Annotated in this window: 15 protein-coding genes; 7 read left to right on the top strand and 8 right to left on the bottom strand. The window is 74.5% G+C overall.

Annotated elements, in window-relative coordinates:
* Positions 1-436 precede the first annotated feature (436 nt).
* The 3 genes from rlmN to IEY20_RS12320 form a co-directional block, all read right to left on the bottom strand.
* Positions 437-1,669, bottom strand: a complete 1,233-nt coding sequence (rlmN, locus tag IEY20_RS12310) for a dual-specificity RNA methyltransferase RlmN (RefSeq protein WP_175328198.1) — start codon at positions 1,667-1,669, stop codon at positions 437-439.
* Between the two features lie 76 nt (positions 1,670-1,745).
* Positions 1,746-2,702 carry a C40 family peptidase gene (locus tag IEY20_RS12315; protein WP_175328199.1) on the bottom strand — a complete coding sequence of 319 codons (957 nt, stop codon included), beginning with the start codon at positions 2,700-2,702 and terminating at the stop codon, positions 1,746-1,748.
* 189 nt (positions 2,703-2,891) lie between these two features.
* The gene (locus tag IEY20_RS12320; RefSeq protein ID WP_175328200.1) at positions 2,892-3,608 is read right to left on the bottom strand and encodes a pyridoxamine 5'-phosphate oxidase family protein; all 717 of its coding nucleotides are present in this window, start codon (positions 3,606-3,608) and stop codon (positions 2,892-2,894) included.
* 21 nt (positions 3,609-3,629) lie between these two features.
* Between IEY20_RS12320 and pdxR the strand changes: the two genes are divergently transcribed.
* Positions 3,630-5,174, top strand: a complete 1,545-nt coding sequence (gene pdxR / locus IEY20_RS12325; RefSeq protein WP_175328201.1) for a MocR-like pyridoxine biosynthesis transcription factor PdxR — start codon at positions 3,630-3,632, stop codon at positions 5,172-5,174.
* 89 nt (positions 5,175-5,263) lie between these two features.
* Here the strand turns inward: pdxR and IEY20_RS12330 are convergent, their stop codons facing one another.
* From IEY20_RS12330 to IEY20_RS12340, 3 genes are all read right to left on the bottom strand, one after another.
* Positions 5,264-6,157, bottom strand: a complete 894-nt coding sequence (locus IEY20_RS12330; RefSeq protein ID WP_204620497.1) for an alpha/beta fold hydrolase — start codon at positions 6,155-6,157, stop codon at positions 5,264-5,266.
* Between the two features lie 69 nt (positions 6,158-6,226).
* Positions 6,227-7,234, bottom strand: a complete 1,008-nt coding sequence (locus IEY20_RS12335; RefSeq protein WP_175328202.1) for a helix-turn-helix transcriptional regulator — start codon at positions 7,232-7,234, stop codon at positions 6,227-6,229.
* Positions 7,198-7,365 carry a hypothetical protein gene (locus IEY20_RS12340; RefSeq protein WP_175328203.1) on the bottom strand — a complete coding sequence of 56 codons (168 nt, stop codon included), beginning with the start codon at positions 7,363-7,365 and terminating at the stop codon, positions 7,198-7,200. Before IEY20_RS12340 ends, IEY20_RS12335 begins: the two co-directional genes overlap by 37 nt.
* 256 nt (positions 7,366-7,621) lie before the next feature.
* Here IEY20_RS12340 and IEY20_RS12345 point away from each other — a divergent pair, with 256 nt between their 5' ends.
* From IEY20_RS12345 to IEY20_RS12365, 5 genes are all read left to right on the top strand, one after another.
* Positions 7,622-7,972, top strand: a complete 351-nt coding sequence (locus IEY20_RS12345) for a GntR family transcriptional regulator (RefSeq protein ID WP_022904668.1) — start codon at positions 7,622-7,624, stop codon at positions 7,970-7,972.
* Positions 7,969-8,922: a DUF1648 domain-containing protein gene (locus IEY20_RS12350; RefSeq protein ID WP_188889180.1), complete on the top strand. Its 954-nt coding sequence runs from the start codon at positions 7,969-7,971 to the stop codon at positions 8,920-8,922. Before IEY20_RS12345 ends, IEY20_RS12350 begins: the two co-directional genes overlap by 4 nt.
* 85 nt (positions 8,923-9,007) lie before the next feature.
* Positions 9,008-9,664 carry a class I SAM-dependent methyltransferase gene (locus IEY20_RS12355; protein ID WP_229728041.1) on the top strand — a complete coding sequence of 219 codons (657 nt, stop codon included), beginning with the start codon at positions 9,008-9,010 and terminating at the stop codon, positions 9,662-9,664.
* Between the two features lie 60 nt (positions 9,665-9,724).
* Positions 9,725-11,656, top strand: coding sequence for a DUF6807 family protein (locus IEY20_RS12360; RefSeq protein ID WP_175328204.1), 1,932 nt, complete (start codon positions 9,725-9,727; stop codon positions 11,654-11,656).
* A gap of 49 nt (positions 11,657-11,705) precedes the next feature.
* Complete coding sequence (locus IEY20_RS12365; RefSeq protein WP_175328205.1) at positions 11,706-12,185, top strand: tetratricopeptide repeat protein; 480 nt, start codon at positions 11,706-11,708, stop codon at positions 12,183-12,185.
* 10 nt (positions 12,186-12,195) lie between these two features.
* Here IEY20_RS12365 and IEY20_RS17125 read toward each other — a convergent pair whose 3' ends face one another.
* Complete coding sequence (locus tag IEY20_RS17125) at positions 12,196-13,737, bottom strand: protein kinase domain-containing protein (RefSeq protein ID WP_204620495.1); 1,542 nt, start codon at positions 13,735-13,737, stop codon at positions 12,196-12,198.
* A gap of 252 nt (positions 13,738-13,989) precedes the next feature.
* Between IEY20_RS17125 and IEY20_RS12375 the strand changes: the two genes are divergently transcribed.
* Positions 13,990-14,595, top strand: a complete 606-nt coding sequence (locus IEY20_RS12375) for a dihydrofolate reductase family protein (protein ID WP_175328206.1) — start codon at positions 13,990-13,992, stop codon at positions 14,593-14,595.
* A gap of 154 nt (positions 14,596-14,749) precedes the next feature.
* On the opposite strand, the gene IEY20_RS12380 is transcribed toward IEY20_RS12375, so the two are convergent.
* Positions 14,750-15,544: an alpha/beta hydrolase gene (locus IEY20_RS12380; protein ID WP_175328207.1), complete on the bottom strand. Its 795-nt coding sequence runs from the start codon at positions 15,542-15,544 to the stop codon at positions 14,750-14,752.
* Positions 15,545-15,630: the final 86 nt, after the last annotated feature.

Here is a 15,630-nt window from a genome sequence, read left to right on the forward strand (position 1 = left end):
GAGCCACGGGGTCAATAAATTGGCATTGACAATGTGCACGCTGTTGAGTTCTCAAGGACCAGACGCACTCCCCACTCCGTCCGCAGTTCAGCGGGCATCGTCAGAGAGGCTGGTTGGTTGCCCGGGCGAGACTCGGAGGCGACCGTTCCGGCCGTTCCGTTCTCCGCCTCAGCGGCAACGAGTGATTACTTTACGCAGAGGTGAACAGGAGCGCCAACACGGGTCGCATCCCGGGCGTGTCGTACCCCGACTTCCCCGGAACCACGCGGAAGTCGGGGTACTCGAGCCGTGCCGGCGGCTGCCGGGGCGCCCCCGGGGACGACGGAAGGCTCCCCACCGGCACGGCCGAGCCGCCGCTGGCGCGTCGCCTCGGGACCGGCGGCATGGGCCCAGGTGCGAACCCGCACCGTGCCTCCAGGCAGACCTGCCCAGCCGTCTACTCAGCCGCAGCCAACTGGCCGCACGCCCCGTCGATCTCCTTGCCGCGGGTGTCGCGGAGGGTCGTCGGGATGCCGGCGGCGTTGAGCCGACGCACGAACTCGTCCTGCACGTGCGGCTCGGACGACGTCCACACGGAGCCGGGCGTCGGGTTGAGCGGGATCGGGTTCACGTGCACCCACCCCCGACCGCGAGCGTTGAGCTTCTCGGCGAGCAGGTCGGCACGCCAGGCGTGGTCGTTCATGTCCTTGATGAGCGCGTACTCGATCGAGACCCGCCGGCCGGTCTTCGCGTAGTACTCGTACGCGGCGTCGATGGCCTCGTCGGCCTTCCACCGCGAGTTCACCGGGATGAGCTCGTCACGGAGCTCGTCGTCGGGCGCGTGCAACGACAGCGCGAACGTGATCGGGATGTTCTCGTCCGCGAGCTTCTTGATCGCGGGCACGAGGCCGACCGTCGACACCGTGATGCCTCGGGCGCTCATGCCGAGGCCGTTCGGCTGCGGCGCGACCATGGTCCGGACGGCGTCCATCACCCGCTTGTAGTTCGCCAGCGGCTCCCCCATGCCCATGAACACGATGTTCGTCACACGTTCGGCGTCGACGCGGTCCTGCCCGCCCTTCCGCGGGTCACCTCCGAGCTCCCCTGCGGCGATCGCGGCGTTCGCCCGCACGATCTGCTCGATGATCTCGGCGGTCGACATGTTCCGGGTCAGCCCGGCCTGCCCCGTCGCGCAGAACGGGCAGTTCATGCCGCACCCGGCCTGGGACGAGACGCACAGGGTGATGCGGCCGGGGTACCGCATGAGCACCGACTCGACCAGGGCGCCGTCGTGCAGCTTCCAGAGGAACTTGATCGTGTCGCCGTTGTCCGTCGCCAGGCGCCGGGTCTCGGTGAGGAGCGGCGGGAGCATGCCCGCCACGAGCTCCTCCCGCTGAGCGGCCGGCAGGTCCGTCATCCGCGCCGGATCGGACGTGTGGTGCGTGAAGTAGTGCGTCGACAGCTGCTTGGCACGGAAGCCGGGCAGGCCGAGCTCCTTGACCTTCTCGACGCGCTCCTCGACCGTGAGGTCGGCCAGGTGCACGGGCGGCTTGCCCCGCTTCGGGGACGCGAACTGCAGGAGCGGTCGGCCCTCGGTGTCGGTCTGCTGCGGCCAGCCTTCCGTGCGCGGGCGCACCTGTGGACGAGCAGAACGCTGCTCTTCGAACGGGGTGCGGGTCTCGGCGGCCATCACGCCAGTTTACGGGAGCCCTCGGACACGCGCAGGACACCGGCGCCGCGCGGCCGGTGCGGGCGCTCGACGCGGATCAGCTCCCGGCGGGCAGCAGGCGCGCGAAGTGGTGCGCGTCCGGGTACATCGGGACGATGTCGACGACCTCGCCCGGGTGCGGCGCCTGGAGCACGAGCCCCTGGCCGAGGTAGATGCCCACGTGGTCCTCGTTGTCGTACACGACGAGGTCGCCCGGCTTCGCCTCGGACTCCGGGATCGTGGTCGCGGCGGCGTCCTGCGTCGGCACGTAGTGGACGAGCGGGATGCCCACGGCCGCGTAGGCGACCATCGTCAGCCCGGAACAGTCGATGCCCGCGTGGGAGGCGCCACCCTCGACGTACGGGTCACCCAGGTACTGCAGCGCGGTGGCGAGGACGGTCGCGCGGTCGCCGCCCTCGGAGAGTGCCGCCGAGATCGCGGACTCGGCCTGGGCCGTCGTGACGCCGAAGCGGGTGACCACGGTCGGGTACGACACGACCGTGGTGGTGGTCGAGACGCCGTCGATCGCCGTCACCGGGACCTCGACGTCGTGGGCGACGGTGTAGGTCTGCAGCTCCCCCGCCGGGACGCCCGCGAGGGCGGTCTGCGAGGTCGTCGTGCCCGAGTGGGCGTCGGTGGACGGGGTCGCCGCGTTCGCGGGCACCGCGAGCGTCAGGCTCGAGGTCACGGCGAGCGCCGGGGCCAGGAGGATCGCGGCGCGCTTGGCGTTCGCGGCGCGACGGACGTGGCGCGGGTCCAGTGCGCGCTCGGCCCGGAGCGCTGCGGTGCGGGAGAGTACGGCGGAACCGGCGGCGGCCACGGGGACCGGCCGCATCGCGACCACCCGGGCCTGCTTCGCGGGCTCGACGAAGGTCGAGCGGGCCGCTGCGGGGCCGAGGGCCGATCGGCGGCCACGGGGACGGCGGAGCGCGGCGTCCGGGGCGGGCGTCGCGGGTGCGGGCAGCGCCTCGGCGTGCTGGCTGTCGGCTGCTGCGGGCAGAGCGTGGCGTCCCATGGTTCCTTCCGTCGCGACCTCGGGAGAGGCGGCCCGGGCCACCCGTCGGAGGGGTGACCCGAGAAGGTAACGTATTGGTCACGACGGGGCTCCTTGCTGGGCGGTTCCGGCGTGTTCCTGCGGTTGGTCACAGGAACCATCCATCCGTAGAGGGTCCTCAGATGTGCGGGACCACGTCCGACCCGGCCGTCAGACCGACGCGATCCGCATGACGGCGGCGATCCGCGCCTCCCGGTCGGCCGCCAGGCGGTCGAGTCGCGACGCGACCTGTCGGACGGACGCGTCCACCGGGCTGTCCCCCGAGATGTCCCCCGGCAGGGGTGTGCCGGCCCGGAGCGCGAGCGGGAGGACCCCGGCCCAGACCGCGTGGTCCTCGCCGTCGTCCGGCGCCTCGCCCACGCCGGCCGCGCGGACCTTGACGCTGGCGCGGTCGAGCGGGAGCTGGAGGACCTGGGTGGCACGGACCTCCTTGGCGGTCATCTCGCGCACCTCCGCGCGACGACCGGGCATGAGGTGGTCGGAGACCTGCCACAGCGCCTCGGCCCGGCGGTCCGGCGGCACGACGGTCGCGCGGCCGACGATCATGGCGCTCCGGTAGTTCGCCGAGCTGTCGAACGTGCTGCGGGCGAAGACGAGCCCGTCGACGTGGGTGACGGTCGCGGCGACCGGGACGCCCTCGGCGCCGGCGTCGAGGAACAGGCCGCCGCCGGTCGAGCCGTGGAGGAGCAGCACGGGCCCGTCGCCGAGGTCGCCGACGCCGCAGAGGAACGGCAGCACGATCGGGTGGTCGTCCCGGACGATGCCGACGTGGGCGACGAGGGCCTCGGCGAGGAGGGCGTGGAGGGTCTCGGGGTCGGTGTGCTGCCGGTCACGGAGGCGGCGGACGGTGAGGGACGGGGTGCTCATGGCGCCACGCTAGGGTCGTGGGTGGACCAGGACGTGGTCCACTTCGCGGGAGGTCCGGTGGACCAGTCGGTGGGCAAGGTCGCGCATGTCGTCGCACGGGTGCGGGCCCTGGTGGACAGCGGCGTGCTCCGTGACGGGGACCGGGTGCCGTCGACGCGCGCGATGGCGGCGGAACTCGGGGTGGCGCGAGGGACGGTGGTCGCGGCGTACGACCAGTTGGACGGCGAGGGGTACATCCGGACGCGGCAGGGGGCGGCTGCGGTGGTCGTCGGCGGGGGCGGCGCTGGGACGGTTCCGTCGGCGGAGGGCAGCCGGGCCACGGGTGGCGGCGGCCGCGCCACGCCCGTGGGCGGCCCGGCCACGGGTCGCGGTGGCCGGGCCACGCTCGCGGGCGACCGCGCCTCGGGCGACGGCAGCACGACCGCGCCGCCTGCGATCCGCCGGGTCCCGCATCCCGGCACCGCGGTCCTCGACGCACGTCCCGGCATCCCCGCCGTGACGGCGATCTCGCAGCGCGACTGGCGTGCCGCCTGGCGGGCGGCAGCGGACGCCCCGCTGCGGAACGGCCTGTCCGACCCACTCGGGCTCCCGGAGCTCCGCACGCAGATCGCCGCCCAGCTCGGGCTCACGCGCGGCTTCTCGCCCGACCCCGAGCGCGTGGTGGTCACGGCGGGCACCTCGGACGCGATCTCCGTCGTCACCGAGGGCCTCCGCACGCTCCTCGGTCGCTCGCCCCGCGTCGCCGTCGAGGACCCCGGCTACCCCACCGGGCGTCGCGCGGTGACGTCGGCCGGCGGCACCGTGCTCGGCGTGCCGGTCGGGGCGGACGGCCTCGACCTCGACGCCCTCGCGGCGCTGCCGCCCGTGGACGCCGTGATGGTCACGCCGACGCACCAGTACCCGCTCGGCTCGGTGATGCCCGTGGCCCGACGCCGGTCGCTGCTCGACTGGGCGACTCGGACGGGGACGCTCGTCCTCGAGGACGACTACGACTCCGAGTTCCGGCACCGGGGCAGTCCGGTCCCCGCCCTCGCCGCGCTCGACCGGGCCGGCTCCGTGCTGCACCTCGGCGGCTTCTCGAAGACCTTCGACCCGCGGCTGCGGTGTTCCTGGATCGTCCTGCCCGCGGCCGAGGACGACCGCTCCGCGGCGGTGCTCGCGGCGCGCCGGGCCCGCGGTCCGGTGGTCGCCGAGCCCGTGCAGGTCGCGGTGGCGCACCTCCTGCGGTCCGGCGCGCTCCGACGTCACCTCGGTCGGGTCCGCCGCGACGCCGCACACCGGCGGGAGCAGGTCCTCGCCCGGGTGGGCGCCTCCGGGGACGCCGGACTGGAGGCCCGTGCCCTGGACGGCGGGCTGCACGCGGTGGTCACGTGGCCGGGTCCGGCGACGGGGCACGCGGTGGTCGACCGGATGGCGGCGCTCGGGGTCCTCGTGGCGGCGCTCGACGACTACGGCGTGCGGCCCGGCAGCCTGCCGACGGGGGTCGTGCTCGGGTACGGGGCGCTCACGTCGATCGAGCTCGACCGCGTGCTCGGCCTGCTCGTGTCGGCGATCGCGGCGGGCTGAGCGCGGCCAGGGTCGACCGGCCTGTGCGGCTGAGGCGGAGCGCGGCGGGGGTGCCGGCGGTCGGACCGCGGCTTCGAGAGGCGACGGCGTCAGCGCCGCAGGTGCGCCCGGACCCGCTCCTGGACGGCCGCGGCGTCGTGGTGGTCCCACACCGCGAAGTGGGTCCCGCCCGGCAGCCGCACGAGCTCGGCGCCGGGGATCTCACGCTCCGCTCGCTCGCTGTGCTCGGGGAGGACGTCGGTGTCCGCGTCACCGTGGACGAGGAGCGTCGGCGTCTGCACCGACCCGAGGTCGAGCATCGTGATGGCACCGAGGTTCTCGACGTCGTTCCGCCACCCGTCGCGGTGCGGACCCGAGCTGTTGCCCGTGGCGGCGAGGTCGAGGACGAACCGCCGACGGACGGGGTCCGCCATGACGTCGCGGACGTGCGCGTCGAGGGCGTCACCCCGCAGCGAGCTGACGCCCGCGACGGCCGAACGGACGACAGCGGCCGGGGCGACACGGGCGGCCAGCGCGGAGAGTGCGGCGCCGGGCCGGGTCTGCGTGACGAACCACTCGGCTGGGGTCGCCCGCGGCGGCGCCCACCGCGCGGAGAGACCCGCAGCGACGACGAGCGACGAGACCCGCTCGGGGTGCTGGACCGCGAGCCGGTAGGCGCTGGGCCCGCCGCCCGACCACGCGAGCACGCCGACGCGCTCGATGCCGAGCCGGTCGAGCAGCGCGACCGCCCGGTCGGCATCGTCGTCGAGGCTGCTGCGGCCGTGCCGGACCGGCGTGCCGAGGTACCCGGGACGGGAGACCGTCACGACCCGGAAGCCGTCGGACGGCAGGAAGCGGGCCATGACGTCCGCGGTGTCCACCCCACCGGGGGTGCCGTGCAGGACCAGCACCGGCTGCCCTTCGCCGCGGACGCGGACGACGTCCCGCCGCATGCCCCGCACGGAGCCGCTCGAGGTCGGTCCGGGGCGGGTGTCGGGCTGCATGCCTCGACGCTAGCCGCGCTCCCCCATCAGTGCGCTCGGGATCCGCGGAGAGGACGCACTGGAAGACGGTCAGCGGACGACGGTCCGACCTCGCAGCCGCAGGGTCTCGGCCGGGTACTCCCCGAACTCCTCGTGGTACGCCCCGGAGAACCGCCCCATGTGCTTGAACCCGCAGGACAGCGCCACCGCACCCACCGAGGAGACGTCGGGGTCCGCGAGCTGCAGGCCGAGCCGGGCCTTCTCGAGGCGGATCTCCCGGAGGAACGCCATCGGGGTGAGTCCCTCGTGCCGCTGGAACCCCTCCTGGAGGGTCCGGACGCTGACCCCTGCCGCCTCGGCGATCTCCGGCACGGTGAGCGCTCGGTCGAACCGCGCGTGCATGAAGGTCTTGGCGCGCTGCACGCCGTTGGCGTGCGGGCCCGCCACGTGGCCGTCCGGCATGGGCTCGAACGCGGCGAGCACCGCCTCCGCGAGCATCAGGTCGAGGGCATCCCGGGTCTCACCGACCGTGGACCGGTCGAACAACGCCGGCGCGACGGCCCGGACGACCTCCTGCAGCGGGCCGAGCCGCTCCGGTTCGACGACGATCGGCAGGTTGAGCGGGCGCGGCGCGGCGTCGGAGTCCTTCGTCGCGACCGCTTCGAGGAAGTCCGCGCTGAAGTGCACGAAGTGGTGCGTGCCGGGGACGGCGTCGATCGCGAACTCCCGTCCGGTGGGGAAAGCCACCGGGACGGCGGGCCGCATCGTGACGGAGTCGGGCCGATCGGCGTCGATCACCGTCCCACCGTCCACGGCCCACAGGAGGACGTACTGGCGTTCGGGCTGCAGGATGCCGGTCAACCGCGAGGTCGAGGACGCCGTCCGGAGGCTCACCCGCCCGTCGCTCATCGTCCGGTAGCGCAACCCGAACCCGCAGTGGTCGTCGAAGCGCAGGTCACGGCCGTTGTGGACCTCGCGCATGAGCACCACGGCCTCGTACGGGTCGGTGACCGTACGGACGACCTCTTCTGCCGAATGACGACGGGTCCGGGCCGCGCCGTTCACCGGGTCCTCGATCCGCTCGTCGCCTCGGGCCACCGCAGGTCGGCCAGCGACGGCGTGGGCAGGGTCTCCTCGACCGCCCGACCGCGACGAGCGGCCTTCCGGAGGCTCCGGTAGGTGGTGATGCGGGCCGGCTGGACCGCGTCGTCCGACTCGTACTTGGTCATGGTGTGCTCCCTGAATCCACATCATGGTGCCCGTGCACGTCGCACCACTTGGTCGATTCACGCACTTTCTGGACACAGAACGGACTAGTTGCTATCTCGCACGCTACGCGCGCGGCCGAGGTCGCACATGGACCGAGCACTCAGGCAGACGCGATCCGCGCCATCCGGATGGGGCCGGCCTGGAGGCACGCCGCCGGTCCGCCGCCCACGTCCTCCCCGGCGTGCGCTCGACGGATTGTTTGCATAGAATACAAACATGTTGATCACCGTCGATCCCGCGGCCCGGGTGTCCCTCGCGGAGCAGGTCGCGGCCCAGGTGCGTGTCGCGATCGCCCGTGGCGATCTCGCAGCCGGTGACCGGTTGCCGTCGGCTCGGGACCTCGCCGCGTCGATCGACGTCAACATGCACACGGTGCTCCGTGCCTACGCGCGACTGCAGGAGGACGGGCTCATCGAGCTGCGACGGGGGCGTGGCGCGACGGTGCTCCGCTCCGGGAACGCCTCGTTCGACCGACTCCGCAGCCTCGTCGGGGAGCTGCGTGACCAGGCGGACGCCCTCGGGGTGCCGCTCGACCAACTGATGACGATGCTCCAGGGGGCACGATGACGACCGCACGGACGACCACGGGCATGCGACTCGCGGCGATGGCACCGAGCACGGTGGCGCTCGGCGCCCTGGCAGTGGCCGGGGCGGTGACGGCGCCGCAGCTGCCGAGCCTGGTGGCGACGCACTTCGGCGCGGACGGACGGGCCGACGGGTTCGGCTCACCGTGGCCGTTCTTCTGGATCGCCCTGGCGGTGTGTGCGGCGTCGACGCTCACCACCGTCCTGGCGCTGCGGTCGCGGGATCGCCGGACCGGAGCGCTGCTGGTCTTGGTCGCTTCGTTGCTCGGGCCGGTCCTCGCGACGGCCTGGATCGTGACGGGCACGCTCGCACTGACCGGAGCGGACCGCTTCTCGCCGTGGTGGACGCTGCTGTTCCTCGCGGTCGGCGTCGCCGCGGCGGCGATCTCCGTCCCGCCGGTCTGGCGCTCGGCACCGCCCGTCCCCGTCCGGTCGGCTCCGTCGCTCGACGTCGCGTCGGGAGCCCGGGTCGCCTGGCGCTCGCACGTCGGCAGCACGTGGTTCATCGTGATGGGCATCGCGGTGATCGTGCTCGGCGTCGTCACTGCCGTGTGGACAACAGTGACGAGCAGCGGCTCCGCCGTGGTCTCCGGCGCGGTGCTCCTCGTGGCGGGCCTGGCCGTGCTGGTGCTCGCACGCGTCGAGGTCACGGTGGACCGCCGCGGACTCCGCGTCACCTCGACGGGGACCCGCATCCCGATCATGCGCGTGCCGCTCGAGCGCATCGAGTCGTGCGGGTGGGGGGAGGTCTCCCCGGGCGAGTGGGGCGGCTGGGGCTACCGCATCTCGGGTCGGGGCATCGCGTACGTCACCCGCTCCGGGCCCGGGATCGTGGTCCGGTTGCGGGGCGGCAGCGCCCGCGTGGTCACGGTCGCGGACGCCGAGCGCGGGGCGGCGGCACTCGGGGCGCTGCTCGCGGAAACGCCAGCCTGACGACAGTGCGCGTCCTCGGCCGGCCCGGTTGCCGTTCCGGCGACGGTCCTTACCCGGCACCGGTCCCACCGGGTGGAGTGGTGTCGTGCACGAACACGACCTGGCGAACACCCCCACCTCCGGTGCCGACGCCCGCTCCTGGTGGGAGGCGCGGTACGCCGAGCGCGACGGTGTCTGGTCGGGCCGGGTCAACGCGGTCCTGGCCACCGTGGCGGCGGGAGTCCCCGTCGGTCGGGCGCTCGACCTCGGCTGCGGCGAGGGCGGCGACGTCGTGTGGCTCGCCGAGCACGGGTGGACGACCCTCGGGATCGACCTGTCGGTGACGGCGCTCACCCGCGCGTCGGCGGCAGCGGTCGGCGCCGGGGTCGAGGAGCGCACGGCGTTCGTCGCGGCGGACCTCGCCTCGTGGGACACGAGCGCGCGGTTCGACCTCGTGACGGCGTCGTTCCTGCAGTCGTGGCCGGTCGAGATCCCGCGCGCCGACATCCTCCGCGCGGCGGCCGGCTTCGTGGCGCCCGGCGGCCACCTCCTCGTCACCGCGCACGCCGCTCCTCCACACGGCGGGGTGTCCGAGGAGATGCGCGCGTACCGGTTCCCGACGCCGGAGGACGACCTGGCGGCGCTGCGGCTCGACGCCGGCTGGGACGTGCTCGAGGCGGCCGGGCGCCCCCGCACCGCGACCGGACCGGACGGGCACGAGCACCACACCGTCGACAGCGTCGTGCTCGTCCGCCGCCACTGACGGGCTGCGCCGGAGTGGGGGCCCGCGGCGCGACCGCGTGCGCGGCGTACCGTGAGCGGCGTGAGCAGTGACGCACCGCGGCCGGCGGGGCGGACCGGCACCGGGCCTCCCGGCATCGTCCTGGTCGGCGCCCGCGGGCACGGACTGCACCACCGGGCCACCATCGCCCAGCTGGCGGCCGACGGCCGCTGCGTGCTCACCGCCGTCGTCGACCCCGCCCTGGTGACGGACGCGGACGGGGGCGTCCCCGTCGTCGCGGACGTGACGGCGGCGCGCGCACTCGGCCCGGTCGACGTCGTCGTGGTCTCCGCTCCGATCGGAACGCACCTCCCGCTCACGCTCGCGGCCCTCGAAGCCGGTGCCGACGTGCTGCTCGAGCAGCCTCCGGTGACGACGCGTGCGCACCTCCGCCTGCTCCTCGAGGCCGAGCGCCGGACCGGCCGCGTCGTGCAGGTCGGGTTCCAGAGCCTCGGGTCGGCGGCGCTGCCGGCGCTGCGGGACGGGTCGGTCGTCGGTTCGGTGCGGTCGGCGGCCGCGGTCGGGACCTGGACCCGCGACCAGGCCTCCTGGTCGCGCTCGGGGTGGGCGGGCCGACGGCGTGTCGCCGGTGTCGACGTCCTCGACGGTGCCGTGACGAACCCGTTCGCGCACGCCGTCGCGACCGCGCTCGCGCTGGTCGGCTGCCGTCAGGCTGCCGACGTCGCACGCGTCGAGGTCGAGCTGTACCGCGCGGCCCCCATCGACGGTGACGACACCTCGGCAGTCCGCGTCACGACGACCGCGGGCCGGGAGGCGACCGCGGCCCTCACGCTCCGCGCGTCGACCGAGGCGCTGCCGACCGTCCGCGTCACCGGGACGACCGGCCGAGCGGTCCTCGGGTACACGACCGACGAGGTCACGGTCGACGGCACGACCACCACGTTCGAGCGGACCGGGCTGCTGGAGAACCTGCTCGACCACCGCGCCTCCGGTGCCGCACTCCTCGTGCCGCTCGCGTCGACGGGGGCGTTCGTCGAGGTGCTCGAGGCCGTGCGGGCAACCGAGCCCGTGCAGGTCGACCACCCGTGGGTGCGGTGGGAGGGCGACGGACCGACCAGGCGTCCGGTCGTCGCGGACGTCGAGGGGGTCGTCGACCGGGCGGCCGACCGGCTCGCGCTGTTCTCCGAGGTGGGGGCTCCGTGGGCACACGCCGCGTGGGACGACGTGCTCGCGACGCTCCGCGTGGACGGCGGAGCGGTCGCGACGGTCCTCGACGGCTCGGGGACCATCCCGACGTCGTCACCACGGCCGTACCTCCACCCGGTGCGCACGCGTGCGGGCGTGACGGTGTCGGCGCACCACCCCGGCGACCACGACTGGCACTGCGGGCTCGGGTTCGCGATCCCGGACATCGACGGCGTGAACTGCTGGGGCGGCCCGACCTACGTGCACGGCGACGGGTACGTGTGGCGGGACGACCACGGCCGGGTCGATGTCGTGCAGGCAGTGCAGCGGACCAGCAGCCTCGGACAGGAGCTCGTGTGGCGCGGCCCGGACGGCGCGGTCGTCCTGCACGAGGACCGGACGATCGCCTGGGCCGGGGACGGCGACGGCGACGGGTGGACGCTCGACTGGTCGTCGTCGTTCCGGGCGCCGGGGTCCTCCCCCGTGCGGCTCGGCGGACCCGGGTCGAACGGGCGGTTCGGGGCCGGGTACGGCGGGCTGTCCTGGCGGTTCCCGCCCTGCGACGCGGTGTCGGTGCGGACCCCCGACGCCGTCGGCGATGAGGCCGTGCACGGGTCGGTGGCACCGTGGGTCGAGTGGGCGGCCGACTTCGACGGCGGGTCGGCGACGGTCCGCGTGACGGCGCTCGGCCACCGCGACCCGTGGTTCGTCCGGGTCGCGGAGTACCCCGCGATCGGGTCCGCCCTGGCGTGGCGCTCCCCCGTGGTCGTGCGGCCGGACGTCCCGTCGGTGCGGTCCTTCCGCATCTCGGTGCGGGACGGGCGGTGACGGGTCGGCCGTGATCGGGCGGCCGCCTCGGGTTCGCTACGGTCGTGGCATGGACACCGCGGTTTGGGAGCACGACGTCGCCGAGGCATGGGCGGCGGACCTCGACGACGATGCACTGGTGGAGCGGATGCGGTCCCTCGCTGCCCGTGCTCCACAGCCTGCGCTCGGGGCCTTCGAGCTCGGCGGCGCGTACGACTCCACCGGGGACGAGGCCGCGGCGGACGAGGAGTACGCCGCCGCCACCCGGGCGGGCCTCGCCGAGGTCGATCCCGACCGTGCTGCGCAGATGGTGGTGCAGCACGCCTCGACCCTGCGGAACCTCGACCGGGTCGACGAGGCGATCGCGATGCTGCGGGACGCCCCCGAGCACCCTGCCACCGGTGCGGTGCCGAGGGTCTTCCTCGCGCTCGCCCTGCACAGCGCCGGGCGCACCGACGAGGCCCTGCGGGTGGCGATCGAGGCCCTCGAACCGACGCTGCCTCGGTACCACCGGTCGGTCCGGGCGTACGCGGCGGCGCTGACCGGCTGACGCCCGGGGCTCAGCCGCGCTGGTCGAGCGGCAGCGCGTCGCTCGTCGTGCGCAGGGTCTCCTGCCGCAGTTCGAGCTGCGCCACGGCGAGCGCCGCGAGGTCCCGGAGGTTCGCCAGGTCGGCCTCGGTCGCGTCGCGCGGCCGGACGTCGAGCACGGCGAGGGTGCCGATCGTCGTGCCGTCGTGCCGGACGAGCGGCACGCTGACGAAGAAGCGGATGCCGAGCGGGCCGGTGACGAGGGGGCTGTCCCGCATCTCCGGGTGGACGATGCCGTCCGGGATGACGACGGGTTCCGGGACGGGGGCGAATCCGTTGCGGAAGCTGATCTTGCGCGCCGCGGCGTCGACGCCGTCGGCGATCCAGGACTGGGACCACTCCCGGTCCTCGTCGAGCACCTCGACCAGGGCGATCGGCGCGTCGAACAGTCGGGCCGCCATGGCGGTGGTGCGGTGCAGGGCCTCCTCGGGCAGCTCGTCGAGGGTCGCGGGTCGGTCGCCGGTGGCGTCCCGGCCGACGGGAGCCGCGTGTGCACCCGACACGGGAGCCGCGTGTGCCCCCGACACCGGAGCCGCGTGCGCACCGGTCCCGGGAGCGGGCGCGAGTGCGTCGGCGTCCGCCGCCGGGGCGTGTCCCGACCCCGTCGGGGCCGGGACGTGCGTGATGGGGGCGGTCGGTGCCTCCAGGCCTTCAGGGTCGACCACCCGGTCGGGTGCCGACGTGTCCGCCATGACGACGTCACGGAGCATCGCGACGAGCTCGGCTCCGACCGGCCGCTCGGCCGGGTCCTGCGCGGTCATCGCCCGGAGTGCTTCCTTCCAGTGCTCGGGCAGCGGCTCGGGCACGACGGGGTCGCGCGAGAGCCGGGCGAGCGCCGACTCGACGAGCGAGCCGGGGAACTCGCGACGGCGCGTGAAGCACTGCAGCAGGACGAGGCCGAGCGAGTAGACGTCGCTCGCCGGGCCGACCTCGCCGCCGCGGGCCTGCTCGGGACTGAGGTAGGCGGCCGTGCCGGTCGTCACGCCGTCGGCGGTGAGGCGCTCGGCGCCCTCGGCGATCGCGATCCCGAAGTCGGTCAGGCGTGCGCGAGCCCGGTCGGCGTCGTGGCCGTAGTCGACCAGCAGGATGTTCGACGGCTTGATGTCGCGGTGGACGACCCCGTGGGCGTGGATGTAGTGCAGCGCCTCGGCCATGTCGAAGCCGACCTCGGCGATGTGCCGCACCGCGAGGGGGCCGACGCCGAGCCGCGCTTCGAGGTCTTGGCCGACGACGAGGGACATCACGAGGAAGCGCTGCTGCGCGCCGTCGGCGTTGGTGAGGACACCGGCGTCGAGCAGGCTGACGAGGTTGTGGTGCTCGAGCGAGGCGAGCACGCCGAGTTCGGCGTCCTGTCGGGCGATGTCGACCGAGCCGGAGTGGAAGACCTTGACGGCGACCGGGCGACGGAGGACCTCGTCGGTCGCCTGGTACACGACGGACATGCCGCCCTGGCCGATGACCCGTTCGATCCGGTACCGGCCGTCGAGGATCGGCGCTGCGTCGTCGTGCGTCATGGGGTCCTCGTGGTCGGTGGGCGTGACGGGAGCATCCTCCCATCCGCGGCGGCTCCGCGACCGCCGTGCTTCGCGCAGCGGACCGCGAGCCGGAGGTGGTCTTCCCGCGCGAAGGGCCGGTCGGCGCGGGTGCGGCGCTGCGCGCAGGGGAGCGCGAGGCCGCGGGACCGCGGACCGGACGGCCCGCGCGCGTGCGGACCGACGCACGGTGCGCGTACCATCGCCGCCACCACCCCGGACGAAGGAGTCCCCGTGTCCGCACGGTTCGTGTACTGGATGAACGTGTCCGTCGACGGCTACATCGAGCGCGCCCCCGGAGAGCACTCCGGCCCCGACGGCCCCGACTGGGTCCGCATCGACGAGGAGCTCCACCGGGAGTTCAACCGCCGAGCCGCGGGGATGACCCTCTCGGTCGAGGGTCGGGTGGTCCGCGACATGATGGACCCCTACTGGCCGGACGCCCGGTCGGACGATTCGCTCTCCGCGGTCGAGCGCGAGTACGCGGAGATCTACGTCGCGCAGCCGAAGGTCCTCGTGTCGCGGACGCGGACGAGCGCCGGACACGACACGCGGGTCATCGGGTCGGACGGGGACGCGATCGAGCATCTCGCGCGCATCCGCGAGGAGACCGAGGGCGACGTCGGGGTGGGCGGGGCGGACCTCGCGTCGCAGCTCTTCGACGCCGGGCTGATCGACGAGTTGCTGCTGTTCACCCACCCGGCGGTGCTCGGTGCCGGTCGGCCGCTGTTCGATCCCCCGCGGTCCGGCGTTCGACGTCCGGCGTCGCTCGCGCTGCTGGAGGAGCAGCGGTTCCCGACCGGGGTGGTGCTCCGGCGCTGGGACGTGCTCCGCCCCTGACGACGGCGGTGCGCCGGCGCAGCGACCACGACGCCGCGATCACGACGCCGCGAGCACAGCGCCGCGACCACAGCGCCGCGACCACGACGCCCGACCCTGCAGCGGCGCACGCCGCCTCGCGGAGCCGTGCCGACTGCCCGGCGGAGCGACCGCCTCAGTCCGCCAGGAGGAACGCCGCGAACCGGTCGATCGTCGCCAGGGCCGCGGCGCTCCCCTCCTCGTTGAGGTGCCCGTGGAACGTCCCCGGCTCGACCGCGTACGACACGGTGACGTCGGCGGCACGCAGCTCCTCGGCGAACGCCGCGCCGCTCGCCCGCAGGTCGTCGCGTTCGGAGTCGACGATGCACGTCGGCGGGAACCCGGTGAGGTCCGCGCCACCGGCGAACACCCCGTCCGTGGCGCCGTCCGCGTGGTTCGCGTTCATCGAGCGGACCGTCTCCGGGGTGAACCGCCGCTGCGGGTCGACGCCGACCACGGCCGCGGCGAGCTCGTCGGACGGGGCGGGCAGCTCGGCGTGCACCGTCGGGTACGCGAGGAGCACCTGCCGCGGGGCGGCGCCGTCGGCGACGAGTCGGAGCGCGGCCGACGCGCTGATCGACGCACCCGCGCTCGCGCCGCCGATCGACCAGTCACGGCCGCCGGTGTCGAGCGACACGTCTGCGCGGACGGACGCGAGGACGTGCCGCACCTCGTCCTGCGGCACCGGGAAGTGCACGCCGTCCGGACGCTCGTCGCTCGGTGCGAGGCGGTACTCGACCTCGACGGTCGTCACGCCGCGCGAGGCGAGCTCGCGGGCGACCTGCACCGACTCCGGCATGTCGAGGTCACCGGACACGAACCCGCCGCCGTGCGACCAGACGAGTCCGGCACGCGCCGGCCCGTCCGCGGTGTGCACGCGGATCCGCAGGGGGCCGTGCGGGCCGTCGAGGGTGCGGTCGGTCGTCGTCATCGCGGGTCCTGGTGGGTCGGGCCGCGGGTCCGCGGCGGTGCGTGTCGTCACGGTACCGGAGGACGGGCGCGACGCGCCGGGGTGTG

This window comes from Curtobacterium luteum (genome assembly GCF_014646995.1).
GTDB classification, from domain to species: Bacteria; Actinomycetota; Actinomycetes; order Actinomycetales; family Microbacteriaceae; genus Curtobacterium; species Curtobacterium luteum.

Excerpts from the sequence above, each read along its gene's own strand:
- rlmN (WP_175328198.1), bottom strand. The coding sequence starts at position 1,669 with ATGGCCGCCGAGACCCGCACCCCGTTCGAAGAGCAGCGTTCTGCTCGT.
- IEY20_RS12315 (WP_175328199.1), bottom strand. The coding sequence starts at position 2,702 with ATGGGACGCCACGCTCTGCCCGCAGCAGCCGACAGCCAGCACGCCGAG.
- IEY20_RS12320 (WP_175328200.1), bottom strand. The coding sequence starts at position 3,608 with ATGAGCACCCCGTCCCTCACCGTCCGCCGCCTCCGTGACCGGCAGCAC.
- IEY20_RS12330 (WP_204620497.1), bottom strand. The coding sequence starts at position 6,157 with ATGCAGCCCGACACCCGCCCCGGACCGACCTCGAGCGGCTCCGTGCGG.
- IEY20_RS12340 (WP_175328203.1), bottom strand. The coding sequence starts at position 7,365 with ATGACCAAGTACGAGTCGGACGACGCGGTCCAGCCGGCCCGCATCACC.
- IEY20_RS12345 (WP_022904668.1), top strand. The coding sequence starts at position 7,622 with ATGTTGATCACCGTCGATCCCGCGGCCCGGGTGTCCCTCGCGGAGCAG.
- IEY20_RS12350 (WP_188889180.1), top strand. The coding sequence starts at position 7,969 with ATGACGACCGCACGGACGACCACGGGCATGCGACTCGCGGCGATGGCA.
- IEY20_RS12365 (WP_175328205.1), top strand. The coding sequence starts at position 11,706 with ATGGACACCGCGGTTTGGGAGCACGACGTCGCCGAGGCATGGGCGGCG.
- IEY20_RS17125 (WP_204620495.1), bottom strand. The coding sequence starts at position 13,737 with ATGACGCACGACGACGCAGCGCCGATCCTCGACGGCCGGTACCGGATC.
- IEY20_RS12380 (WP_175328207.1), bottom strand. The coding sequence starts at position 15,544 with ATGACGACGACCGACCGCACCCTCGACGGCCCGCACGGCCCCCTGCGG.